Raw genomic sequence first — 24030 nt, 5'->3', positions numbered from 1 at the left:
GGACTAGTGCTGCTGGGCCAGCCAGTCCGTGAACCGGGTCTCGGCGATCTGCGCCCCCGGCCCCGGGACGAGCGTGTTCTCCTGCACCTCGGCACCGGAGTACGGGGCGTGCGGGTCCGTGACGACCTGGCGGGGGTCGCCCTTGGCGGCGAGCCCCTTGCGGATCAGCTCGTCGAGCTGGAACACGTCGGGTCCCGCGACCTCCACGAGACCGTTGAGCGGGGAGCCGACCGCGGTGCGGCCGACGGCCGCGGCCACGTCGTCGGACCAGATGGGCTGGATCTTGACCGGGGCCAGACGCACCGTGTCGCCCTCGGTCGACATGTCCGCGATCCCCTTCATGAACTCGAAGAACTGGGTGGCGTGGACGATGGACCAGGGGATCCCGGACTCCTTGATCAGGTCCTCCTGGACCTGCTTGGCGCGGAAGTAGCCGCTCGCCTGGAGGCGCTCGGTGCCGACCACGGACAGTGCCACGTGGTGGGTCACACCGGCCTCGGTCTCCGCCTTGAGGAGGTTGGTCGTGGAGGTGCGGAAGAACTCCATGACGGCGTCGTCCGCGAAGGAGGGCGAGTTGGACACGTCGACCACGACCGACGCGCCCTCCAGGACCTCGGCCAGGCCCTCGCCCGTCAGCGTGTTGACGCCGGTGTTGGGCGCCGCCGCGACCGCCTCGTGGCCGTGCGCGTTGAGCTTGCCGACCACCTTCGAGCCGATGAGTCCGGTTCCACCGATCACTACGACCTTCATAACGGATTCCTTCCGGAGGTTCTTTCTCTGTACTAGGAGAGACAGGGCAGTGGCCCCAGGTGTGACAGGGATTTCGCGCAATCAGGAAAACTTCTCATTCGACGAGCTTTCCCTCGGTCGAGACTTCCCCCATCAGCGAGGAAATCTCGTCAGGGATGGCCGGAATGCTCTCGCGGGTGATACCGGTCGTCGGCGACCAGACGAGATTGACCCGCAGAGCGGGATCAAGGTCGGGATAGTCACTGCGGTTGTGGCAGCCACGGGTCTCACGACGCTCCAGGGCCGCTTCGAGGGTGGCGCGGGCAGCGAGGGCGGCGGACTTGAGGTCGAAGGCGTGCGCGAGGTCCTGGTAGCCGGCGATGTCCGGGTGCACACCGACGTCCTCCATCCGCTTCTCGATCACTGACAACTCCGCGAGCCCTGCGCTCAGGCCCTCCTCGTCCCGTACGACCCCCGCGTGCTCGGTCATCGTGTTGCGGATGGCGCGCTGCAGGGCGCGTACGTTCTCGGGTCCGTCGGCCGAGAGGAGGTCGTCGATGTCCGCGCGGGCCTGTGCGACGGCCGACGCCGACCGTGGCTGCGCCGTCAGGGACCGCGAGTAGGCGGCGGCAGCCTGCCCGGTGATGCGGCCGAAGACCAGCAGTTCGATGAGGCTGTTCCCGCCGAGGCGATTGGCCCCGTGCAGCCCGCTCGACGCCTCGCCGATGGCGTACAGGCCCCGCACGTCGGTGCTGTGGTCCTCGGGCCGCACCCACACCCCGCCCATCGAGTAGTGCGCGGTGGGCGCGATCTCGATCGGTTCGCGGGTGATGTCGAGCATCTGGAGGTCGAGGAGGGTCTGGTAGACGCGGGGGAGTCGCGTCATGATCGTCTGCCGTGGGAGGTGGGAGACGTCGAGCCACACACCCCCCTTGGGCGTCCCGCGCCCTTCCTTGATCTCCGTGTAGGAGGCCAGGGCCACGCGGTCGCGGGTGGACAGTTCCATGCGGTCGGGGTCGTAGCGGGCCATGAAGCGTTCCCCGAGCGCGTTGCGCAGGATCCCGCCCTCGCCCCGGGCGGCCTCGCTGACCAGGGTGCCGGCCGCGTTCTCCGGCTCGATGATCCCGGACGGATGGAACTGCACCAGCTCGGCGTCGCGCAGCCGGGTACCGGCCTCCACGGCCAGCCGGAAGGAGTCGCCCGTGTTCTCGTCGCGCCGTGAGGACGTACGCCGCCAGATCCGGGTGTGACCGCCCGCCGCGAGAATGACCGCGTCCGCGTGGATCAGGTAGCGCTTACCGTCCGTGAGGTCGAAGCCGTAGGCGCCGAAGACCGCGCCGTCGTGCACCAGCAGCCGGGTGATGTAGACACCGTCGAGCACGGGGATCTTCAGCTGTTCCGCGCGCCTGATGAGCGTGCGCTGGATCTCCAGCCCCGTGTAGTCGCCCGCGAAGGCGGTACGCCGGAAGGTGTGCGCGCCGAAGAAGCGCTGGGAGATCCGGCCGTCCTCCTCCCGGGCGAAGGCCATGCCGTAGCGCTCCAGGTCGTCGATGCCCCGGGCGGCACCCTGGGTGACGATCTCGGCCGTGCGGGGGTCGGCCAGCAGATAGCTCTCCTTGAGGGTGTCGGCCGCGTGCTGCTGCCAGCTGTCCTCGGGGTCCATGGTGGCCAGGGCCGCGTTGATCCCACCGGCGGCGAGCGCCGTATGCGCGTCGTCCTTGGGGCGTTTGCCGACCGCGAGGACGTCGACACCGGCCTCGGCGAGTTCGATCGCCGCCCGCAGCCCGGCACCTCCCGTGCCGATCACCAGCACCGTCGTGGAAAGCTGTTGTTCGTCGATAGCCACCGTTCACTCCGATCGCCGGGGTTGTCACTCAGTACGACCAGTCCGTCCCGGGATCTGTGACATGCATAGCGAGTCACACCGTGTGTCAGGTGTCACGGCAGGATGCGGTCCAGCGGTACGTCCGGGTCGGCGAGGACCGCGTCGTCGAGGTCGGCCCCGGACGCGGCGAGGGCCCGGATCGGTTCGATGACGTCCCAGACGTTGACGCTCATGCCCGCCTGGACCCGCTTGCCCGCCAACCAGAAGCAGACGAACCGTCGTTCGGACGGCTCCCCACGGAAGACGACACGGTCGTAGCCCCCGGGCTCCGTGTAACCCGTGTACTCCATCCCGAGGTCGTACTGGTCCGTGTAGAAGTACGGCAGCCTGTCGTAGACGGCGTCCTTGCCGAGCATGGAGAGCGCCGCCACCTCCGGCTGACGCAGGGCGTTGGCCCAGTGCTCGACACGGAGGTGGCGGCCGAGCAGGGGGTGGTAGGCGTTGGCGACATCGCCCGCGGCGTGGATGTCGGCCACCGAGGTCCGCAGATGCTCGTCGGTGACGATGCCGTTGCGCACCTCCAGGCCCGCCTCCTGGGCGAGTTGGACGTTGGGCATGATCCCGACGCCCACGACGACGGCGTCCGCGTCCAGGTGTCTGCCGTCGGCCAGCCGTACGCCGTCCACGCGCCCGTCCGTCCCGGTGAGGGACTCCACTTCCACGGTGGGCAGTATGTCGACGCCGTGATCGGCGTGGAGCGCCGCGAACACCTCGGCCGCCTCCCGCCCGAGCACCTTCAGCAGGGGAAGCTCCGAGTGGTTGAGCACCGTCACCTCGGCGCCGGCCGTCCGGGCGGCAGCGGCGGTCTCCAGGCCGATCCACCCGGCCCCGACCACCACGATCCTCGCCCCCGGCCGGAACACGGACTTGAGCCGTTCACTCTGTTCCACCCGGCGCAGATACAGGACGTTGTCGAGATCCGCACCCGGAACGGACAGCCGACGCGGGGACGAGCCGGTGGCCAGGAGCAGCTTGGCGTACGGGACTTGACGGCCGTCGTCGAGTTCCACCGTCCGCGCCCGCGGATCGACCGCGCGTGCACGCGTGTCCAGCAGCAGGTCGACGTCGTGCTCCCGGTACCAGTCGTCGGGGTGCACGAAGATCGAGTCGCGCTCCTCCTTGCCCAGCAGATACCCCTTGGAGAGCGGCGGCCGGATGTAGGGCTTCTCGGTCTCGTCGCCGATGATGACGAGCGGCCCGCTGTGGCCGTGCTTCCGCAGTGCCTCCGCCGTCTTGCCCGCGGCCAGACCGCCACCGACGATCACGAAAGTGTTCACGGGGTTCCCCATCTCAGAAGTCGCGCCACATGTCGCGAGCCGTGTCGGGAGGGACACCCATGAGACCGCGCAGCGCCTTGTCCTGTGACAGTGGACGGCTGGACCGCTACGGAGCCAACGTGATGGTCGTCGGCGTTCCCTGCCAGGCCATTTTCGCGTACGGGCACAGCGAATCGGCCTTCTCCAGCAGTGGGGCGGCGACCTCCGGATCGATGCCCGGCCACCGGACCAGCAGGTCGATGCGCAGCAGATAGCCGCCGTCCTCCGGGTCCCGCCCGAAGGCGACCGTCGCCTCCACGGAGATCTCGGTGGGATCGAGCGGCACCTGCCGTGCCACCAGGCTCAACGCCCCGTGGTAGCAGGCGGCGAAGCCGGCGGCGAACAGCTGCTCGGGATTCGTGCCCTGACCGTCGCCGCCCAGTTCGGCGGGCATGTGCAGATCGAGATCAAGGGCTCCGTCGGCCGAACGCGCCCTGCCCGAGGCCCGCCCATGACTCGCTGTCCCGCCGCTCACCGTCACCGTCGTGGTGTAGATGGGGGCGAAGGACTCTCCGCCGAAGTCCATCTCGGTGGACAGATCGGGCAGCGGACTCTGCTCGGTCATCGCGCGACTCCGTCGATGTGCTGGGGAAGGCCTGGGCCCCGGACATCCGGTTGACCGACAAGTAACCCCGCTTGTGACAACCGTCCGGGTACGGACTCCTCAGCGCCGTACGAGCCGCACTGCCAGCACGGCGGGATCGGTCCGCCCGGGCAGCGGAGCGAAGCCGCACTCCGCCAGTTCTCCGATCACCTCCCCACGGGTGGTCGGCCACATCCAGAACGTCTCGTGGTGCTCCCGCAGCACACCGCCCTCGCCCCGCACCCAGTAGTCGAAGCGGGTCCGGATCCGGTTCGCGTCGGCCGACGCGACCATGCGTCCGCCGTACTCGTGCTGGCCGATCCGCTGCGTCGGCAGGTCGTGCGTGGTCTCGCGGCGCGGGAGGCGGGCGGGCGGGAGCTGGACGAGCAGGACACCTCCGGGTACGAGTGCTCCGGCGACGGCCGGCCACAGGGCGCGCCGCGAAGCCGGGTGGAGACAGGCGATCGTGTTGTGGCACACGGCCACGTCGGCCACCCCGTGCAGTTCGGCCTCGTCGAGCCGATGGGGGTGCACGGTGACCCGCCTCCGCAGGTCGGCGGGCAGCGATGCCAGGCGCGTCATCAGCGGGGACCGCATGGAACGGGTGGGCTCGACGGCGTGCACCGGGACCCGCGATTCGAGCAGGCTCATCAGCGTGACCCGTCCGGTGCCGGCACCGACGTCCAGCACCCCGAGACGGGCCCTGCCGACAGCGTCGCCGTACAGCCGGTGCACACGGGCCCCGTCCCGCTCCGCCTGCAGGACGTCGTAGAACTCGGCGCTGATCGCGTAGTCGTCCGGCTCCTCCCGGCCGGGAGGAGCGACGGACACCGCCGAGGGGAAAGGGTGCATGTCACTGGCTCACTTTCGACGCGCCGTGCCTTCGACGAGGTGTTCAGCCCTGCCAGTCGTAGCGGTCGCGCGCTCGCACGACCGTCTCCGCATCGACCGCGCCGGTCCGCGCCAGCTGGTCCAGGGCGGCGACGACGATCGACTCGGCGTCCACGCGGAAGTAACGGCGTACGGCGTCACGGGTGTCCGACAGTCCGAAGCCGTCCGTGCCAAGCGACGAGTAGTCCTGCTCGACCCACTGGCTGATCTGGTCGGGCACCTGCCGCATCCAGTCGCTCACCGCAAGGACGGGCCCCTGTACGCCGGACAGCGCGGCCGTCACGTACGGGACGCGCTCCTCGCCCCGCAGCCGCGCCCGGTCGACGCACAGGGCGTCGCGGCGCAGTTCCGTCCAGGACGTCACCGACCAGACGCCGGCGTGGACTCCCCACTGGGAGAGGAGGAGTTCCTGGGCCTTGAGCGCCCAGTGGATGGCCGTGCCGGACGCCAGGAGCTGGATGCGCGGGCCGGTGACGTGCGCTTGCACGGGCCGGAAGGGATAGATGCCCCGCAGGATGCCTTCCTCGACGTCCGGTCCGGTGGGCATCGCCGGTTGCCGTTTGGGCTCGTTGTAGACCGTCAGGTAGTAGAAGACGTCCTCGGGCGCCTCGCCGTACATGCGGCGCAGCCCCTCCCGGACGATGACCGCGATCTCGTACGCGAAGGCCGGGTCGTAGCTCACGGCGGCCGGATTCGTGGAGGCCAGCAGATGGGAGTGGCCGTCGGCGTGCTGGAGTCCCTCGCCGGTCATCGTCGTACGGCCCGCCGTCGCCCCGACGACGAAGCCACGGCCCATCTGGTCCGCGAGGGCCCAGAACTGGTCGCCCGTGCGCTGGAATCCGAACATGGCGTAGAAGATGTAGAAGGGGATCATGGGTTCGCCGTGGGTGGCGTAGGACGTCGCCGCAGCGGTGAACTCGGCCATCGACCCGGCCTCGGTGATGCCCTCGTCGATGAGCTGGCCGTCCGTGGCTTCCCGGTAGTGGAGCAGCTGGTCGACATCGACCGGTTCGTAGGTCTGGCCCTTCGGCGAGTAGATCCCGGCCGTCGGGAAGAGGGACTCCATGCCGAACGTCCGTGCCTCGTCGGGGATGATCGGCACCCAGCGCGGCCCTGTCCCCTCGACGCGCATCAGGTCTTTGACCAGTCGGACCAGGGCCATGGTGGTGGCCACTTCCTGCTTGCCGAAGCCCTTTCGGAGGACGTCGAACGGGTCGGTCGGCGGCTCCGGCAGCGGCTTGGCCACCACCCGCCGCAGCGGGACGGGGCCTCCCAGCGCGGTACGCCGCTCGCGGAGGTAGCGCACCTCTTCCGAGTCCTCACCGGGGTGCCAGTACGGCACCAGGTCACCGCTCAACGCGCTGTCCGGGATGGGGAGTTCCAGCGCGTCGCGCATCTCACGGAACTGGGCCGTCGTCAGCTTCTTCATCTGGTGGTTGGCGTTGCGGGACTCGAACGCCGACCCCAGCGTGTGGCCCTTCACCGTCTGGGCGAGGACGACGGTCGGCTGCCCCCTGCGCTCAACGGCGGCCCGGTAGGCGGCGTACACCTTGAGCGGTTCGTGACCGCCCCGGGAGTTCTCGAACAGCTCGGTCAGCTGCGCGTCGCTCAGACCCGCGGCGAGGTGCGACAACTCGTCGCCGACGAAGAAGTGCTTGCGGATGTACGTGGCGTCCCGTGCGGCGTACGTCTGGAGCTGGGCGTCGGGTGTTTCGCCGAGCCGGCGGACGAGGGAACCGTCCAAGTCCTGCCGGAGTACGGAGTCCCAGGCCTCGCCCCACAGGGTCTTCACGACATGCCAGCCGGAACCCCGGAACCGCGCCTCCAGCTCCTGCACGATCTTGGAGTTCGACCGCACCGGACCGTCAAGGCGTTGCAGATTGCAGTTGACGACGAAGGTGAGGTTGTCGAGGTCCTCGCGGGCCGCGAGCTCCAGCGCGGCCGTCGACTCGGGCTCGTCCACCTCCCCGTCACCCAGGAAGGCCCACACCCGCGACCCGGACGTGTCCTTGATCCCCCGGTTGAGGAGATAGCGGTTGAACCGGGCCTGGTAGACGGCGGCGAGCGGGCCGAGCCCCATCGAGACCGTCGGGAACTCCCACAGCCACGGCAGCCGCCGGGGATGCGGATACGACGGCAGCCCGTGACCGTCGGCCTCGCGCCGGAAACCGTCCAACTGCTCCTCGCTCAGCCGCCCCTCCAGGAACACCCGCGCGTAGATGCCGGGCGAGGCATGCCCCTGCAGATACAGCTGGTCCCCGGAGCCGTCGCCGTCCTTGCCCCGGAAGAAATGGTTGAACCCGACCTCGTAGAGCCAAGCCGCCGACGCGTAGGTCGCGATGTGGCCGCCCAGCCCCAGACGTGAACCACGGGTCACCATCGCGGCCGCGTTCCACCGGTTCAGCGCCGTGATCCGGGACTCCATGGCGAGGTCACCGGGGAAGGCGGGCTGGGCCGACGCCGGGATGGTGTTGATGTAGTCCGAGGACAGCAGCCCCGGGAGGGCCACCCCGGACCTGGCCGCGTACTCGTGCACGCGCCGCAGCAGAAACACGGCACGCTCGGGCCCGGTGTGCCGGATGACGGCGTCGAGCGACGCCTGCCATTCGGCGGTCTCCTCCACGTCACGGTCGGGCAGCTGGTCGAGTTCGCTCATGACGCGATCACCCCTGGGCGTGGACGACGGGCCGCGCCAGCCACTCGGCGAACGACAGATGGCCCACGCGGGGGTTCGTCCGGGGCACCAGGGTCCGTTCCCTCAACTCGGCACCGAAGTACCGGGCCTGCGCGTCCGGGACGACAACCCGCTTGTCGCCACGGGCGACCAGCACCTCGTCCGCCAGCTCGTCGAGGCGACGCATCTCGGGCCCGGCGACCTCTGTGACACCGAACAGCGGGAGTCCTACGGCGACATGGGCGACGGCGACAGCGACGTCATCCGTCGACACGGGAGGGACGAGGACCGGCGCGACGTGTACATGGTCGTACACGGTGTTCTTCTCCACCATGGCCTCGATGGACTCGAAGAACGGTGTGGCCCGCACGATCGAGTGCGGAACCGGCGAACTCCGCACCATGTCCTCCTGGAGCAGCTTCGCGCGGAAGTAGTCCGACCACAGCAGGTCGGCCCCCACGGCGGAGAGGACCACATGGTGCTCGACACCGGCCGCGACCGCCGCGCCCAGGAGGTTGGTCGTGGCGGTACGGAAGAACTGGAGCCCCGCCCCCTCGGTCCGCGCGGGCGCGTCGGTGACGTCCACCAGCACCTCGGCGTCCCGCAGTGCCTCGTCGAGACCGTCCCCGGTGATCACGTCGACACCGTGGCGGCGGGACACGGGCACGACCTCCACACCGTGGTCCCGGAGCCGCATCATCGTCCTGGAGCCGATCCGGCCGGTGGCTCCCGCGACAACTACCTTCATCTGGATCCCCTTTCTCCTGCCCATACGACAGGCCACGTACCACTGTTGTGACATCGACTCGTACGGCGACTGTCACAGGACCGGGGCGTATCCGGTCTCCTCGTCGAGAAAGGGTGTGAAAACACCGGATGCAGGAGTCCACGGAGGTGCAACAGTGTCAACCAACGAGGCCTGGATGACCGCGGCGAAGGTGATCCAGGACGTCACGCCGCCCCATATCCCCGAAGGCGCCTCGGGGATGACCCTTCTGGTCGAGTGGCCGCCCGGCAACGTCGGCAGCCCGCCGCACCGTCACTCGGGACCGGCCTTCGGGTACGTGATCGAGGGCGCGGTCCGCTTCGAGCTGGAGGGTGAACCGGAGCGGGTGGTCAAGGCCGGGGAGACCTTCTGGGAGCCGGGCGGCGACGTCATCCACTACCAGGACGGCAACGCCCTGACGGACGAGCCCTGCCGGTTCGTCGTGACCATGCTCTGCGCACCGGGCCAGCCGATGCTCACGTTCGTCGACGAGGACGAACTGGCCGCGCGGGCCCATCTGCGGGCACCGCGTCCCGCGGTCTGACCCGCGCACGACTGAGTCCGTCTCCACGCCGTAGGTCGGGGCGGCGTGGAGACGGACCGTGTGCGCCTGGCCGGGGAGGTGTCGGCTAGCCGAACTGGCCAGGCTGGTAGTCCCCGGCAGGCTGCTGGTTGATGACGTTGATGCGGTTGTAGGCGTTGATGACGGCGATGAGGGAGATCAGCGCGACGAGCTGGTCCTCGTCGAAGTGCTTGGCCGCGTTCGCCCAGGCCTCGTCGGTGACCCCGCCGGCCGCGTCGGCGATACGGGTGCCCTGTTCCGCCAGTTCCAGTGCGGCGCGCTCGGGTTCGGTGAAGACCTTGGCCTCACGCCAGGCGGCGACCAGGTGGAGGCGCTGCGGGGTCTCTCCGGCCGCGGTGGCTTCCTTGGTGTGCATGTCGGTGCAGAAGCCGCAGCCGTTGATCTGGCTCGCGCGGATCTTCACCAGCTCCTGGACCGTGGTCGGCAGGGTCGAGTCCTGCACCAGCTTGCCGGCCGAGTTGATGTGCTTGAGCACCTTCCCCGCGAGCGGGTGGCCGAAGTAGTTGAGACGCGATTCCACGTTGATCTCCCTCGCCGTGTTACGGATACACACGTATGACCGGGTGACCCGGCAACGTGTGACAGCAACGTGGGCGAGAAGTGGATCTCATCCCTTGCTGAGCCAGAGGTCGGGTCCGAACACCTCGTAGTGGATGGCGGCGGGGTGCAGCCCCTTGGCCAGCAGCTCACCCCGCACCGCGCGCATGAAGGGCAGCGGTCCGCAGAGGAAGGCGGTGGTGTCGGGCGTGAGGGTGAGGTGGTCGAGCGTGGCGCGGCCGGCGAAGACGTTGGTGCCGGGGGAGCGATGGGCGTCGTTCTCGTACCACACGTGAAGATCGGCGCTGGTCAGACGGCTGACCAGGTCGGCCTGTTCATCACGGTGGACATGGTCGAGGGGACTCCGGTCGGCGTGGACGACGGTGACCGGACGCGCGGAGGAGGTGAGGGCGAGATGGTCGAGCATCGACAGCATGGGGGTGATCCCGATACCGGCGGACGCGAGGAGAAGCGGGGTGCCGGTCTCCGCCAGTACGAGGTCACCGGCGGGCAGCGAGACGTCGAGGACGTCGCCCACCTCGGCGTTGGCGTGCAGCCAGGACGACACCTCGCCGTCGGGGACGGTGCCGTCGGCGGCCTGCTCGCGCTTGACGGTGATGCGCCAGGTCTTGTGATCGGGCGCGGTGGACAGGCTGTACTGCCGGATCTGGCGGGCACCGTCGGGCAGTTCGACGCGGACACTGACGTACTGTCCCGGCCGGAAGGGCGTCGTGGGACGGCCGTCGGTCCGGCGCAGGACGAACGAGACGGCGTCGGCGGACTCCCGGCGGCGCTCGGCTATCTCCATGCGCCACCACACATCGCCGTTCTCCACACCTGCCTCGGCGTACAGCCGGGCCTCGATGGCGATCAGGGCGTTGGCCATCAGCCAGTAGACCTCGTCCCAGGCGGCGCCGACCTCGGGGGTGACGGCATCGCCGAGGACCTCGGCGACCGCTCCGAGCAGATGGCGTCCGACCCGGGGGTACTGGTCGGGGGTGATACCCAGGGAGACGTGCTTGTGGGCGATGCGCGAGAGCACGGCGTCGGGGCGTTGGTCGGGCCGCTCGACCAGGAGGGTCGCGAAGGCCGCCACCGAGCCGGCCAGTGCCTCGCGCTGGGCGCCGGTGGCCTGGTTGGTCCGGTTGAACAACTGCCGCAGCAGCTCCGGGTGTTCCTCGAACAGCCGCCGGTAGAACAGCTCCGTGATCGTGGTCAGCGAGGCTCCCACCACGGGAAGCGTCGCCCGTACGACGGGAACCGACTGAGCAGAGAGCATGGGACACACTCCTTGTTGGATGCCATGGGCAAGTGAATTGGTATGTGAGATGCGTATTTTCGGTTGTCATGGTCGCCACGCCTGAGCGGCGATGACGAACCGGCTTCAGCTCGGGGGAGTGCCCAGCGCCAACAGCACCGGTCCCGTCGGTGACGTCACCAGATCGGCCACGGTCACGCCGTTCAGCGAGGAGTAGAACGCCTCCTGCGCCTGTCGCAGTGCCCGTCGCAGTCGGCAGGCGCCTGCGAGCGGACATGGGGCGTCGCCCTCGCAGGTCACGGTTTCCCGGTCCCCCTCCAGTGTCCTGACCAGGTCCCCCACGTGAGTGCTCCGCCCCGCGCCGGTGAGCGTCAGCCCACCGTTGCGCCCGCGCCGCGCCTCGATCACGCCCAGGTGCTGCAACTGGGCGATGGCCTTCGCCATGTGCGTATAGGGGACGTTCATGGAGTCGGCGATCTGCCGCGTGGTCAGCAGCTCCTCGCCGTCCACGACGGCCAGGCGCATCACTGCCCGAAGCGCGAGATCCGTGTATCTGGTCAGCCTCACGGTGACACCCTATCAATGTTGCATCGGAGATGCGTATTTACGGGTCTCCTGCCGTGAGGTGGCGTCACGCGCTCACCGCGCTGGCGGAGACCTGTCTGGCGAGGAACTCCGCCCGCGCGGAGGCGGTCGTGGCCCGCCGCGCGACGCAGGTCGCCGGTCAGCCCGCGAGGGAGTCCAGCTGTTCCGCCGCCGGACGCAGCACCCACAGGTCCCCGCCCGGCGGCGCCTCCAGCGACGGAACCGCCCGCCGCGCCCCCGCGTCACCGGCGTCGGCGGCCGCGTGGACGACATCGGTCGCCGCGTACCGTAGGAACCCGAGTTCCGGATGCGGCCAGGCGGCGGCCCCTGTCGCGGCGGGCAGCAGATAGTCCACCGCCCTGAACAGGCTCTGCCCGTCCGGGCCCCGGTACGCCCACAGGTTCACGCCGACATGCCGGCCGATGGCCGCGAGCCGGGTGTGGGCGACCAGCGAGAACGTCGAATAGTGCCAGCTCCTGGTCCGGGTCAGCTCCTGCGGCTGGCTTCCGTCGGCCGCGATCTGCGACGCGATGCGCGTGCTCCGGACGTCCAGGACCGTGCGACGGGCCAGGTCCCTGTCGCCGGTGGCGTAGGCGAGTGCGGCGAGTTGCATGTCGTAGAAGGTGCCGTGGTTGTTGGTCTGGGCGGCCTCCTCCTTGCCGAAGTCGCTGTTCCTGAGCCAGCCGAGGAAGTCGCTGTTCCACCGCACCATGCCCGCCCGGTCCGTCCTGGTCCAGCCCGGGGCGCCGGTGTCGAGCAGGGCGAGCGCGTCGAGGACGCTGGTGAAGGACTGCGAGAAGTCGATGATGCCGATCGCGCGGCCGTCGAACCTGTAGGGGATGAACTGGGCGTGGTTCAGGTTCGGGTTCATCCTCGTTGCCGGGTCGAGGAACCAGGTGCGCAGCACCTGCCCCGCCTTCTCGGCGTACCGCTTCCGGCCGGTGTAGTACCAGGCGAGGGACAGGTCGTAGACGGAGTCGAAGGTCTTCTCGACGTCCTGGCGGTCGGTGCCGGAGTCGACCTCGGGATTGCGTTCGCCGTCGCGCTGTACGTACGGGCAGCCCCAGGGGTTGTCGGCGGTCGGGGGTGTGGTGGGCCACCAGTACGGGGCCTGGCTGAGGTAGTCGTGGACGTCGCCGCCGGGCGCGGGCCTCGGTTTGTCGACGACCGTCCAGGGGCCCTGGTCCAGCCACTTGTCGGCGCGGGTCGTCAACGCCCTTACGGCTTGCCGCAGCTGACGGTCGCCGCGATCGAGGCGGAGCTTGGTCTGCTGGAGCCGGGTGCCGTCCAGTACGGCGGTGTGCGGGACTTTGGGCGTGGCATGCGCCGAGGCGGCGGGGGCAGCGACGCCGGTGGCGAACGCGGTGAGGGCCACCAGGAGGACGCCCAAGCGTGACAGTGCGCTCATGGATCCACTCCGTTCAGATGGGTGAACGTGCGGTGAGGTGCTCCGGCGCTACAGCGCGCGCTGAGCCGCGTGCAGATTGCGCGGCCGGACCGCGTGTGGGCTGCCGTACAGCTCCAGTCGCGTGTGCAGGTCACCGGCGAAGTCCGGTACGTCGATCTGGTCGAACTCCCTGACCTCGTCGATGCCGACGGTCGCGGAGTACGGCGCCAGGCCGTCGATCCTGACCAGGCCCGCCCGGGCGTTGGTGACGCGGATGTTCCAGTGGGTGAAGCGGGCGCCGAACAGGGGGCCGGCGCTCGCGTCACCGCCGTGGCGGCCGTTGTTGTTCAGGGTGATGTCGGTGCGCACATTGGCGAAGGGCAGACCGCGGTGGCTGTCGAAGGTGCCCATCCGCATGTCGCCGCGCGACCAGACGTTGTACGAGGACAGCCCCTCCACGTTGATGCCGTGCAACTGGGTGCCGGACGGCGCCGGGCTGGTGCGCTCCTCGATCGTGAAGTCCTCGACGAGGTTGTCGTGCGAGCCCTCGCGGCAGAAGTAGGGGTGGTGGGAACCCCGGCCGGTGACACGTGTCCGGCGCAGGGTGCACGCGGAGGCGGCCACCAGACCGAAGCCGTTGTCGACGTGGCGGACCGTCACGTCGTCCACCCGGCAGTCGTACGCGCACTGCAGGACGACACCGTTGTACCCCTTGTCCAACAGATGCGGCTGCTGCGGAGTCTCCACGGCCTCCAGGGTCAGCCCTTCGACACCCGAGCCGGTCAACTCCGGTACGTGCGTGGTCAGTCGGGGATCCCACTCCGGGCGTACGTCGAGCGGCAGGGGGCGTTCGAGGGTGACGCGCCGGCCACGGACCCGGGCGATGCGGACCGGCCATTCGTAGGGGACGTACGACGTCAGTTTGGTCTTGTCGTCCCAGACGTAGGCCTCCGGTCCGGGCCCGCCGCCGCACATGTGCTCCAGGAGGGTGTGGTCCGGGTCGTCGGCGAGGCGCAGCAGCACCAGTGAGCCGGGGTGTAGCCGGGACGGGTCCGATACCGTCACCGTCCAGGACCCCTGCCGCGCCGGTGCGACCTTGGTGAGCGTCCGCCACTCGTCGCGCCGGTTGCCCGTCCAGCCCTCGAAGGGCCAGGCCTTCGCCCTGATCGCGGTGACCAGGGAGTTCCAGCGGGCCTCGGGGGCCAGCCAGATCAGACCGCCCGCCCATGACCAGCCCGACTTGTCGCCGCCGTAGCGGGAGCCGTAGGCGCCGATGAGTTCGGTGAGGTTCTTCGTCGCGTACAGCGTCGTACGGCCGCTGCCGGCACCCTTGAGGATCACGTTCGAGCGGTTCACGCGGATGATGTCGTCGATCCGGAACGTGCCCGGCGGGACGGTCACCGTGCCGCCGCCGGCCCTGCCGACAGCGGCGATGGCGCGGTTGATCGCGGGAGCGGAGTCGCTCGTACCGCCCGCCACGGCGCCGAAGTCCCGTACGTCGGCGATGGCGGGGCGGCGGGGGAAGTGCGCCACCCCGCCGCGGAAACCGGCTCGGCCGATGTACGGGATCTGTGGGTGGGTGAAGGGAGTGCGGCTGAACTCCCGCCACAGGGCCGGGATTTCGGCCGACCCCGTGTCCGCTGCCGCCGAGGTGCCGGCGCCGGCCGCGACGGCGACCGCGCTTCCCAGCAGAGCCCGTCTGGTCATGCGCATGACATTCGAGATGCCGGGTGTGTCCGTGTGCGCGTTTCTCATGTCCGTTCGCCCTTCCCATGGATCTGGTCATGGATATGAACGACGTTCAGGATTGCGTCGACCGGTGAGCATGCCATGGCACCTGTGAGTGGGAAAGAGGTCGCGCAGGGTTATTTCCCGTGGGCCTTTACGTGGACGGCAGGATTGCCGGTTCAGATCGCTGAACGGTCGGGGGTACGGGACCGAGGCGTTCCAGGAGGCCGGCGCGCAGCGGATCCGTGTCCGGGAGACCGAGATCGGCGGTGATCGCGAGGGCCTGTGTCCAGGCGTTGTCGGCCGCGTGGGGGTGGGCCGTGGTGTGCTGGATGTCGCCGAGGCAGACGAGTCCGGCGGCTGCGCTGTGGCGGTCGCCGGTCCGGTGGAACAGGTCGATGGCCTGGCGGTAGCAGTCGACGGCCTCCTCGTGCCCTTCGAGGCGGTGGTGGATGTAGCCGAGGCTGTCCCAGATGTGGGCCTGCCCGTTGAGGTCCGCGGTCTCCTGTGCCAGGCCGAGGGCCTCGCGGCAGTGTGCGAGGGCCTGGTGGTGGTCGCCGAGCTGGGCGAGGATCCAGCCGATGTGGTTCAGGGCGGCGGACTGCCCGGCCCGGTCACCGGCGGCCCGATGGTGCGTGAGGCTGTTGTGGGCATGGCCGAGAGCCTGTCGGCGCCGGCCCTGCGCCTCCGACATCCGGGACAGGTGCTGGTGGATACGGGCCTGCCCGGTGTGGCTGCCGACCTCGCCGAACAGCTCCAGCGCGCGCAGATAGTGCGCGCGGGCGTCGTCGGGACGGTCCAGCCGGTCCTGGGCGAGCCCGAGACCGCGGTGGGCGTCGGCCTGCCCGGCCCTGTCGCCCCGTCGCAGCGCCGCGTCGAGGGCCGTGGTGTGGACGGCGGTCAGTGCCCGCCAGTACCCGTGCCGGTCGAGATACGTGGTGAGTGCCGAGGCGAGCTGCCAGGTATGGGTGTCGAAGTCCGAGGCGGGGGCCTGCTGCACGGCAGCGAGGAGAACCGCGTGCTCGGCGGTGAACCAGGCCTGCGCCTGCGGATGGTCCGCCAGTTCGGCGGGCGCCGCGCCAGGCTGGGCGGGCGGCAGCGGAGTCGGGTGGGGGCGGGGAGTCAGCAGGGCGTCGGCCGTGTGGGCGGTGTGCAGATAGTGGTCGAGCATCCGGTGCACCGCCGTGCGCCGGACGTCGTCGCTGTCGTGGCCGACGACGAGTTCGGCCGCGTACGCGCGCAGCAGGTCGTGGAAGGCGTACCGGCCGGGGACGGGTTCGGTGAGCAGGTGTCCGCGCACCAACTCGGCCAGCAGAACACGGGCGCGCGGCACCGGTACGTCGGCCAGCGCGGCGATGGCCGGCAGGGCGGCGTCCGGTCCGGGGTGCACGCCCAGCAGCCGGAAGAGCCGGGCCGCCCCGGTGCTCAGCGCGCGATAGGACCAGGAGAACACCGCCCGCACCTGGCTGACCGGTTCCCCGCCGTCGAGGGCGTCCAGACGTTCGTCGGCCCGGCGCAGCTCCCCGGCGAGCGCGGCGAGGGGGAGGCCGGGCTGGGCGGCGGCGCGGGCCGCGACGATCGCCAGGGCGAGCGGCAACCCGGCGCACTGGCCGACGATCTCCCGTACGGCGGCCGGTTCGGCCGTCACCCGGTCCGTACCCAGCCGGCCGACCAGCAGCTCCCGGGCCTCGGCGGGACCGAGCAGACCGAGCGTCAGCAGATGGGCTCCCTCGGACGCGGCCAGACCGGTGAGCGTCCTACGGCTGGTGACCAGCGCCAGACATCCGGGCGACCCCGGCAGCAGCGGCCGGACCTGCTCGGCGTCGCGGGCGTTGTCCAGCACCACCAGCACCCGCCGCCCGGCCAGCAGGCTGCGGTACAGCCCGGTCTGCGCCTCCAGACCGGCCGGGACACGGTCCGGCGGCACCCCGAAGGCGTCCAGGAACCCCCGTACCGCCTCCGCCGGGCTCACCGCAGGTCCGCCGGGGGCGAACCCGTGCAGATTCACGTACAACTGCCCGTCAGGAAAAGCCCGTTGGGCCCGCCGCGCCCAGTGCACGGCGAGCGCGGTCTTGCCCACCCCGGCGGTTCCCGACACCGCCGAGATCACCACCGCCGACGGCTGGTCGGTCGCGGAGGCGAGGACCTCCTCCAGTCGGGCGAGTTCCTTGCCGCGTCCGGTGAACCCCCTTACGCCCATGGGCAGTTGTACGGGGATCTCGCCGGGTGGTCGTGCTGGGGGAATCGTGCGGGGAGCGGTTCGGGCCGTGGTCCGGGGCGTAGGCCAGGCGGAGGGCTCGGCGGGGCCTCCGCGCAGGATCGCCTGGTGCACCTCCCGCAGCGCCGGCCCGGGGTCGGTGCCCAACTCGTCGGCCAGTCGCTGCCGGACGGTGGCGTAGCGGTCGAGCGCCTCCGCGCCGCGCCCGGCGGTGTGCAGTGCCCGCATCAGGGCTCCGGTCAGCGGCTCCACCAGTGGGTGTTCGCCGAGCAGTTCGGTGAGCGGGCCGATCGCGGTGACCGGATCGCCGACGCGGGTCTCCAGGTGGGCCCATCCGACGACGGCGTCCACACGCTGCTGCCGCCATGCCTCGCGCACCCGTCCCGCCCAGGGCCCGCCGAGCCCGGCGAGCGGCTCCCCGCGCCAGAGGCCGAGCGCCTCGCGCAGCAGCGAGGCCCGAGCTTCGTCCGTCCGCCCCGACTCCCGGGCGCGGCCCACCAGTTGCCGGAACCGGTGTACGTCCACCTGGTCCGGGCGAGCCTCCAGGAGGTAGCCGCCCGAACGGCGCACCAGGCGTAACCGGGCGTCCTCCGCTTCTCCGGTCTGCTCGCACAGCCGCCGGATCCGGGCGATGTGGGCGTGCAGCGCGCGCCGTGCCCCGTCGGGCGGATCCGCGCCCCAGACCCGCTGGATCAGTACGTCGGCCGTGACGGGCCGGCCGGTGTCCACCGCCAACGCAGCCAGCACGGCCCGGCGTTGGGGCGGTCCGACCTCCGCCGTCCTGCCCCGTGCCGAGAGTTCCACCGGACCGAGAAGTCGCACATCCACCACGATCTCCACACTCCTCGTGCAGAACTTCTCCGCGTGTCGCGCACACTCTCACGCCGGGCGACAACCTATCGACAACGTTCTGAGCCACAGTCGGGCCTCAGTCTGAGGGTCGGAGAGGTGTCCACGCACGGCGGCGCCCCGCACACGGGGAATGGTGGCGCGGGGAGTCGGGGGAGCCGTGCGAACCGGGCGTGGCTGGGGGAGACGGATGTGAGGGAACCACGGGGAGCGACGGAGGCGGCGGCTTCACCGGTTCGGCAGCTTGACCGGCTGTCCGAGCCTGAGTCCGAGCGCGTCGCGATGCCTTCGCCTGGCGCGCCGGACGGTGGCGGGCGGAGTGTGCTGGAGGGGGCCTTCGGGCTGCTGGAGGCGGTGGAGCGGGCCGGGCAGGCCGGGTTGACCCGGCTCGCGTCGGAGTGCGGGCTACCCAAGACGACCGCGTACCGGCTGCTGGAGCAACTGGTCGAGCTGGGGGCCGTGGAGCGGGGCCGCGGTGGCTATCGCATGGGCTCGCGGATCTTCAGGCTCGGGCAGGCATGGCAGCCGTATCCCGGGCTGCGGTCCGCCGCGCGGGGGCCGGCCCGGCGGCTGGCGCGGGTGACGGGCGCGGTGGTGGGCGTCAATGTTCTGCGGGAGGGGCGGACGCTGGTCCTGGACTGGACGGCCTGCGAGACCGGCGACGCGCACGATCTTCTGCCGGACGGCGTGGTCTGGCCCTGGTTCACCGCGGCGGGCAAGGTTCTGGTGGCCGGGGCCCAACCACGGCTCCCGTTGGGACCGCTGCCCGCGTCCTGGCGACGGGAGTCCGCCGCGATCCGTGACCGGGGTGTCGCCTTCGACCGGGAGGAAGTGGCGGCGGGGGCGTGCTGTGTGGCGGTGCCGTTGTACGGGCCGAGTGGTGCGCCACTGGCGTCCTTGAGTGTCGTGACCGACCCCGGGCACAGCCTCGACCGGCTCGTGGATGTCGTTCAGCAGACGGGGAGGACGATCAGCGCGCGGCTGGGCGGCAGATGAGCCGTCCCGCCGGCTGTCGATGAATTGTCGACGGATTGTCGACGGGCTCTGCGACGGTTGTCCGGAGCGAGCGGCCAATACCTGAAGGGGGATTCCGTGACCGTCGATGAATCGTCGGAGAGTGTTGACGTTACGACACCCAAGATCACGCCCAAGCCGGACAACATACCGCCGAGTGTGAGCATTTCCTGGCCGACCGGAACAGTGCGGGCGGGGAGGCCGGTGAAGATCACGGTGAATGTCAACCGCGGTACCGGCTGGACCTGGGAGACCAACCACTGGGAACCGGTACCCCTGGTCACCTTCACCCAGTCGGATCTCTACATTCTGGGCAGGAAAATCAATTCCGCCGGGGGAAGCGGATTCACCTATACCGCGACCTTCCCGAACGTGGGCAACCAGAGCCTCTCGGCGGACGCGGAGAAGTCCGACGGAGCCTGGCTGCAGGCCCCCGCACGGATCATCTCCGTGGCCGAGGCGATTCCCCCGACGTTCACGTGGACGGCGCCCACCGACGGTGCGGCGGTCGATCTGGGGCCGGCCGGCGGGCAGGCCGAGGTGCGGCTGACGGCGGGGAGCGATCAGTTCCAGCCGTTCACGGTGAGCATCACGCGCGACGGTCTGCCCGCTCTCACGGAGCAGTTCTCGGGCACCTCGTACGCGAAGACGGTCACGTTCGGTCCGGCACCGCTGGGGTCCCGGTCGATCTCCGTGAAGTGCGCCGATCCGAACGGGCTTTCGTCGACGCAGACCCGTTCGCTGACGGGACGTGACAGCGTGCCGCCGACCGTGGCACTCGACCCCTTCAGCGACCGGCAGACCCTCAGGTCGTCGCCCCACACCGTCACCCTCACCGGAAGGACGAACGGGGCGGCGTCCGGGATCACCGGGGTTGCCTTCACGTTCACCAACGGCCCGTCGGGGGCCGCGCAGGACACCTCGTCCGGCCGGGACTGGTCGGCCTGGCGGGTGCAGGCTCCCTTGGCCGCCATCGGGACCTATCCGTTCAGGGTCACCGTCACCAACTCCCGTGGGAGCACGGTCTCCGCCTCCGGAACCATCACGCTGGTCGCCCAGGGCCCGCCGGTGTTCACCTGGGCGGCTCCGGCCGATGGCGGGGTGGTCGATCTGGGTCCGGACGGTGGGCAGATCGCCGTGCGGCTGACGTCGGGGAGCGATCAGTTCTATCCGTTCACGGTGAGCATCGCGCATGACGGCCTCCCTGTCACGACGGACCAGTACACGGGTACGGAGTTCACGAAGACCGTCATGTTCGGGCCCATGCCGCTCGGATCCCGGTCGATCTCCGTCACGTGTGCCGATCCGAACGGTCTCTCCTCGACCCAGACCCGCTCCCTGGTGGGACGTGACAGCGCGCCGCCCACGGTGGCGCTCGACCCCTTCGAGGGGAGCCAGACAGCCACTTCACTCCCGCACCCGGTCACCCTCACCGGGACGACGAACGGCGCGCAGTCCGGGATCACCGAGGTCGCCTACGTGTTCGACAACGGGCCGTCGGGGGTCGCACAGGACACGTCGCCGGGCGGCGACTGGTCGACCTGGCGGGTGCGGGACGCCCTGCCCACCACCGGGACCTACACGTTCAGGGTCACCGTCACCAACTCCCGTGGGAGCACCGTCTCCGCCTCCGGAACCATCAACCTGCACCTGTAGCCGATGGGATCACGCACGTGACGTCATTCAGGGACCGGGTGATGCTGGAGCTGGGCGATCCGGCCGCGTTCGGCGCGCTGCTCCTGCCCGCCGGGGATTCCGACCGGCAACTGATCCGCACCATGCTGGCCGCGACGTACGACCTGTCGGCGGTCCGGATCGACCGGGTCCGGGACGTGACGGTGGGCGAACTGGAGTTGCAGCACCCGCTCTTCGCGACGGACCGGAAGACCGGCACCTGGACACAGACGGTGCCCAGCTTTGCCCGGACGGAACTCGCCCTGGACGGGACGACGTCACGGAATCCGGTGTGGATCGACATCCTGGCCCGGTTACGGGTCACGGTGGTGGCGGAGATCGATCCGGCCGGTGCCGAATCGGTCGTCTCCGAGGCGGCCGACAGCTTTTCCACGCTGGACGAGTTCCGCCGGCAGTTCCCGTTCATCGACCTGGACGCGTTCATGGCCGAGCACGGGATCAGCACCGTGGAACAACTGCGGGACGCCTTCCAGTACTTGCTGACAACGGTACGCATACGGGCCGCCGAACCATTCGACCCGGACGATCCGGGAAACGCGTACACACTGAATGTCGTGCTCGCCGCACTGGCGGTCGATCCATTCGATGTCGCCGAGGGGCTGCGGGCCGCCCAATTGGTCAGAGAAACCAGCAGAAAACTGACCGGTGCACCGCAGCGCGCGATCCCGGCGGAATGCACCGCGGCTTATGCGGTCGCCGCCGTATTCGCCGAAGAAGGGCCCGGCGAGAGCGGGATCACCTCCGCCGCGGTCCAGCGACTGTTCGCCGGCGCGGGTGTGGCGGCGCTGTTCCTGAACACGAATTGAGGCTCGCGGGCCGAGAAACGCGAGCCGGGAAACCGACATACCACTGAACGCCATCGCACATCAGGCCCGAGAGAGACAGAGGAGGGGCCGATGACCGTCCGCTATGTCCGGGTGAAACCGGTAGTCAATCTGTTCGCACCAGCCGTTCGCGCCTACGGCAACATCGCCGTGGTCGGCACGATCGCGCTGCCCGAGGAGTCACCGCCGGCCGATCCGGCCCAGGTGAACATCCCGCTCGACTTCACCGACCCGCACGAGGCACGTCGGCGGGCCCCGGGCGACCTCGGGAAGGCCGTGGCCCTCGCCTTCGAACAGTCGCCCGGACCGACCCTGGTGACGGCCGTGCGGGTGGACGAGGAGGACCCGGACTGGCAGGCCGCGCTGGACGTGGTCGCCGGCCTCGACGTGCAGCTCGTGGTGCTGGCCAACACTCCGCTGGACGCCACCACCGGTCATATCGAGAACCCCGAAGGCGCGTTGGTGACCCTGGCCAAGCATGTCGCCTCGGTGTCGGAGACCGGCGGCGAGGGCAAGCAGCGGATGGGTGTGGCCATGCTGCCCAAGGACACGTCCAAGGCGGACGCGGTCAAGGGCACCCTGGCCCACGAGCGGATGGTCTACATCGCCCATCGCAGCGACCAGGACGCAGCGGCGGCCGTGGCCGGCACCATCGCGGGCCACCAACCGCACATCTCCCTGCTGCTGAAGCCGGTCAACATCACCAGCCCGCCGTTCACCCAGGCCCAGATCGGGGAGCTGAACGGCTCGGAGACGTTCGAGTCCGGACCGGCCGGGCGCGGGGTCAACTGGCTGACCAGCCCGTCGATCATCCCCGGCGGTGGCGTCTACATGGGAGAGGGCTACACCGGGAATCCGGGCGGGACGAAGTACATCGACGCCCTGCGCGTGATCGACGACCTCAACTTCCGGCTCAACGCGCAACTCGTCAAGACGATCGGCAACGTGCGGATCAGCCGCTCGGGGCTGCGCGCGCTGATCGCCCGCCTTGAGGCGGTCCTCGCACCGCAGGTGCAGAACGACGTACTGACCGGCTTCGAGGTCTTCGTTCCCCTGCTGACGCTGCTGGACAAGGATCCGGCGACGCTCACCGCCGCCGAGGCCGACCAGATCCACGACGCCCAGGTGCAGCGGTTGGTGCAGGTCATGGTGGCGATCCACTACGCCGGTGCCATGCACCGGCTCTCCCTCACGATGAAGTTCGACTAGGAGAGCAGCGATGCCGGACTGGAACACCAGGCTCGAGGTGAAACTCGGGGACAGCACCATCACCCCGATATCGAGCTTCACCCCGACGTTCAACGTGCCGCACACCGTGCTGCACAGCATCGAGGCGGACAACGTCGGCTTCGTCCGACAGCCGTTCACCTTCACCTTCATGATGGCGGTGCCCGCGGTCGCCGCGGCCGTCGCCGATCTGACCGAACTGGCCGCGAACGGCCAGCAGTTCTCCGTGGTGGTCGCCGAGAAGAAGGGCACCGACTGGGCGTTCGACTCCATGAAGTTCGCCCGCTGCGTCGTCACCTCGGCCAATCCCAGCAACGTGGTGATCGACGGCGTACCGCAGGCCAGCTTCAGCTGTCTGGCGCTGGACGTCGGTCTGGAGGCGTAGCCGTCGTGGATGCCGAGGGCGTCGAGGAGGGGACGGGCAGCTCGTTCGAACTGCCCGGGTTCGCCGCCGGTGGACGAGTGGACCGCACCGGAATCGCGCTGGTCCACGAGGGCGAGTACATCGTTCCCGCGCCCGGCAGCGAGGCGGCCCTCTCGCCGCACGCCGCCGGTGCCGGCCCGGTGATCAACTACCACTTTCCGGTCGAGATACAGGCGGTGGGGTCACTGCCCGAGAGCGAGAGCGCACAACTGGTCGGACAGTTCTTCGACCAGATCGGGCGGGAGCTGGCCGGTCGGCTCTGAGCCGGCCGGCTCAGAGACCGGGCGCGGCCGGATCGACAAGCGCGGGGGGAGACATGGCGACGGGGACGAACGTCCCGGTGCTGGTGGGGCCGGTACCACTGCTCTACGTACAGAAGATGACGGTCGTCGAAGGCTACGACATTGAGCGGATCATGGGCAGCCGGTTCCTCCAGGCGACCCGGCCCACCAAGAAGCAGATCAGCATCGAGGCGTTGCTGATCGGCTCCAACCGGTGGGCCTTGAAGAAGGCGCTGGAGGCCCTGGCACTGACGTCCAGGGCGCTGGTGGCGACCTCGGCGGCCCTGCTGCCCAACGGCATCCCCGTGGTGTCCGGCCTGACGATCAGTCTGGACATGCAGATCACCGAGCTGCACTTCACCCAGAGCGTGGCCAGACGGGACGCCCTGGACGTGTCGATCTCGCTGATCGAGGTGCCCCGGTCCAGCCTGATCGCGGTCGTCGGCGAAGTGGCGGATCTCGCCGTGGGCGCCGGAACGGCCTTGGTGCCGGGCTCCGTGGCACCCAACCCGATCGCCCGCGCGGCGCAGGGCCTGTTGTAGCCGCACAGCGAATCAGAAACACAACCAGAACCAG

At 69.9% G+C, this 24030-nt stretch carries 21 protein-coding genes; 8 read left to right on the top strand and 13 right to left on the bottom strand.

What is annotated here, in order from left to right; translation table 11 throughout:
- Positions 1–3: 3 nt before the first annotated feature.
- The 7 genes from ACWCRB_RS09385 to ACWCRB_RS09355 all read right to left on the bottom strand — a co-directional run bounded on the left by ACWCRB_RS09385 (position 4) and on the right by ACWCRB_RS09355 (position 8826).
- On the bottom strand, positions 4–750 hold the full coding sequence (locus tag ACWCRB_RS09385) for an SDR family oxidoreductase (protein WP_450995466.1): 747 nt from the start codon (positions 748–750) through the stop codon (positions 4–6).
- A 94-nt stretch (positions 751–844) separates the two neighbouring features.
- Complete coding sequence (locus ACWCRB_RS09380) at positions 845–2575, bottom strand: L-aspartate oxidase (RefSeq protein WP_450995465.1); 1731 nt, start codon at positions 2573–2575, stop codon at positions 845–847.
- A 92-nt stretch (positions 2576–2667) separates the two neighbouring features.
- Positions 2668–3903, bottom strand: coding sequence for an NAD(P)/FAD-dependent oxidoreductase (locus ACWCRB_RS09375; protein ID WP_450995464.1), 1236 nt, complete (start codon positions 3901–3903; stop codon positions 2668–2670).
- Positions 3904–3997: 94 nt separating this feature from the next.
- On the bottom strand, positions 3998–4495 hold the full coding sequence (locus tag ACWCRB_RS09370) for an Ohr family peroxiredoxin (RefSeq protein ID WP_450995463.1): 498 nt from the start codon (positions 4493–4495) through the stop codon (positions 3998–4000).
- Positions 4496–4594: 99 nt separating this feature from the next.
- A complete protein-coding gene (locus ACWCRB_RS09365) occupies positions 4595–5365 on the bottom strand; it encodes a class I SAM-dependent methyltransferase (protein WP_450995462.1) in 771 nt (256 codons plus the stop codon).
- A 43-nt stretch (positions 5366–5408) separates the two neighbouring features.
- On the bottom strand, positions 5409–8060 hold the full coding sequence (gene aceE / locus ACWCRB_RS09360) for a pyruvate dehydrogenase (acetyl-transferring), homodimeric type (protein ID WP_450995461.1): 2652 nt from the start codon (positions 8058–8060) through the stop codon (positions 5409–5411).
- 7 nt (positions 8061–8067) lie between these two features.
- Entirely contained in the window at positions 8068–8826 is a 759-nt protein-coding gene (locus ACWCRB_RS09355) for an SDR family oxidoreductase (RefSeq protein ID WP_450995460.1), read from the bottom strand.
- A gap of 175 nt (positions 8827–9001) precedes the next feature.
- Between ACWCRB_RS09355 and ACWCRB_RS09350 the strand changes: the two genes are divergently transcribed.
- Positions 9002–9388 carry a cupin domain-containing protein gene (locus ACWCRB_RS09350; protein ID WP_450995486.1) on the top strand — a complete coding sequence of 129 codons (387 nt, stop codon included), beginning with the start codon at positions 9002–9004 and terminating at the stop codon, positions 9386–9388.
- Positions 9389–9473: 85 nt separating this feature from the next.
- On the opposite strand, the gene ACWCRB_RS09345 is transcribed toward ACWCRB_RS09350, so the two are convergent.
- From ACWCRB_RS09345 to ACWCRB_RS09320, 6 genes are all read right to left on the bottom strand, one after another.
- Positions 9474–9947: a carboxymuconolactone decarboxylase family protein gene (locus tag ACWCRB_RS09345; RefSeq protein WP_235472507.1), complete on the bottom strand. Its 474-nt coding sequence runs from the start codon at positions 9945–9947 to the stop codon at positions 9474–9476.
- Between the two features lie 87 nt (positions 9948–10034).
- Positions 10035–11243, bottom strand: coding sequence for a globin domain-containing protein (locus ACWCRB_RS09340; RefSeq protein WP_450995459.1), 1209 nt, complete (start codon positions 11241–11243; stop codon positions 10035–10037).
- Between the two features lie 105 nt (positions 11244–11348).
- A complete protein-coding gene (locus tag ACWCRB_RS09335; RefSeq protein WP_450995458.1) occupies positions 11349–11789 on the bottom strand; it encodes an RrF2 family transcriptional regulator in 441 nt (146 codons plus the stop codon).
- 157 nt (positions 11790–11946) lie between these two features.
- Positions 11947–13215, bottom strand: a complete 1269-nt coding sequence (locus tag ACWCRB_RS09330) for an alginate lyase family protein (RefSeq protein ID WP_450995457.1) — start codon at positions 13213–13215, stop codon at positions 11947–11949.
- A gap of 48 nt (positions 13216–13263) precedes the next feature.
- Positions 13264–14907, bottom strand: a complete 1644-nt coding sequence (locus ACWCRB_RS09325) for a glycosyl hydrolase family 28-related protein (protein WP_450995456.1) — start codon at positions 14905–14907, stop codon at positions 13264–13266.
- A gap of 169 nt (positions 14908–15076) precedes the next feature.
- Positions 15077–17971, bottom strand: coding sequence for a BTAD domain-containing putative transcriptional regulator (locus tag ACWCRB_RS09320; protein ID WP_450995455.1), 2895 nt, complete (start codon positions 17969–17971; stop codon positions 15077–15079).
- A gap of 300 nt (positions 17972–18271) precedes the next feature.
- On the opposite strand from ACWCRB_RS09320, the gene ACWCRB_RS09315 reads away from it, so the two are divergent.
- From ACWCRB_RS09315 to ACWCRB_RS09285, 7 genes are all read left to right on the top strand, one after another.
- Complete coding sequence (locus tag ACWCRB_RS09315) at positions 18272–18985, top strand: IclR family transcriptional regulator (RefSeq protein WP_450995454.1); 714 nt, start codon at positions 18272–18274, stop codon at positions 18983–18985.
- A 222-nt stretch (positions 18986–19207) separates the two neighbouring features.
- Complete coding sequence (locus ACWCRB_RS09310) at positions 19208–20659, top strand: hypothetical protein (RefSeq protein ID WP_450995453.1); 1452 nt, start codon at positions 19208–19210, stop codon at positions 20657–20659.
- 17 nt (positions 20660–20676) lie between these two features.
- Positions 20677–21504, top strand: a complete 828-nt coding sequence (locus ACWCRB_RS09305) for a hypothetical protein (protein WP_450995452.1) — start codon at positions 20677–20679, stop codon at positions 21502–21504.
- Positions 21505–21594: 90 nt separating this feature from the next.
- Positions 21595–22731, top strand: coding sequence for a hypothetical protein (locus ACWCRB_RS09300; RefSeq protein ID WP_450995451.1), 1137 nt, complete (start codon positions 21595–21597; stop codon positions 22729–22731).
- Between the two features lie 10 nt (positions 22732–22741).
- Entirely contained in the window at positions 22742–23134 is a 393-nt protein-coding gene (locus tag ACWCRB_RS09295; RefSeq protein ID WP_450995450.1) for a hypothetical protein, read from the top strand.
- 5 nt (positions 23135–23139) lie between these two features.
- A complete protein-coding gene (locus ACWCRB_RS09290; protein WP_450995449.1) occupies positions 23140–23436 on the top strand; it encodes a hypothetical protein in 297 nt (98 codons plus the stop codon).
- 53 nt (positions 23437–23489) lie between these two features.
- Positions 23490–23996: a hypothetical protein gene (locus ACWCRB_RS09285; RefSeq protein WP_450995448.1), complete on the top strand. Its 507-nt coding sequence runs from the start codon at positions 23490–23492 to the stop codon at positions 23994–23996.
- Positions 23997–24030: the final 34 nt, after the last annotated feature.

This window comes from Streptomyces sp. NPDC002156, from assembly GCF_053593675.1.
This window is presented reverse-complemented; position numbering and strand designations above follow the sequence as displayed.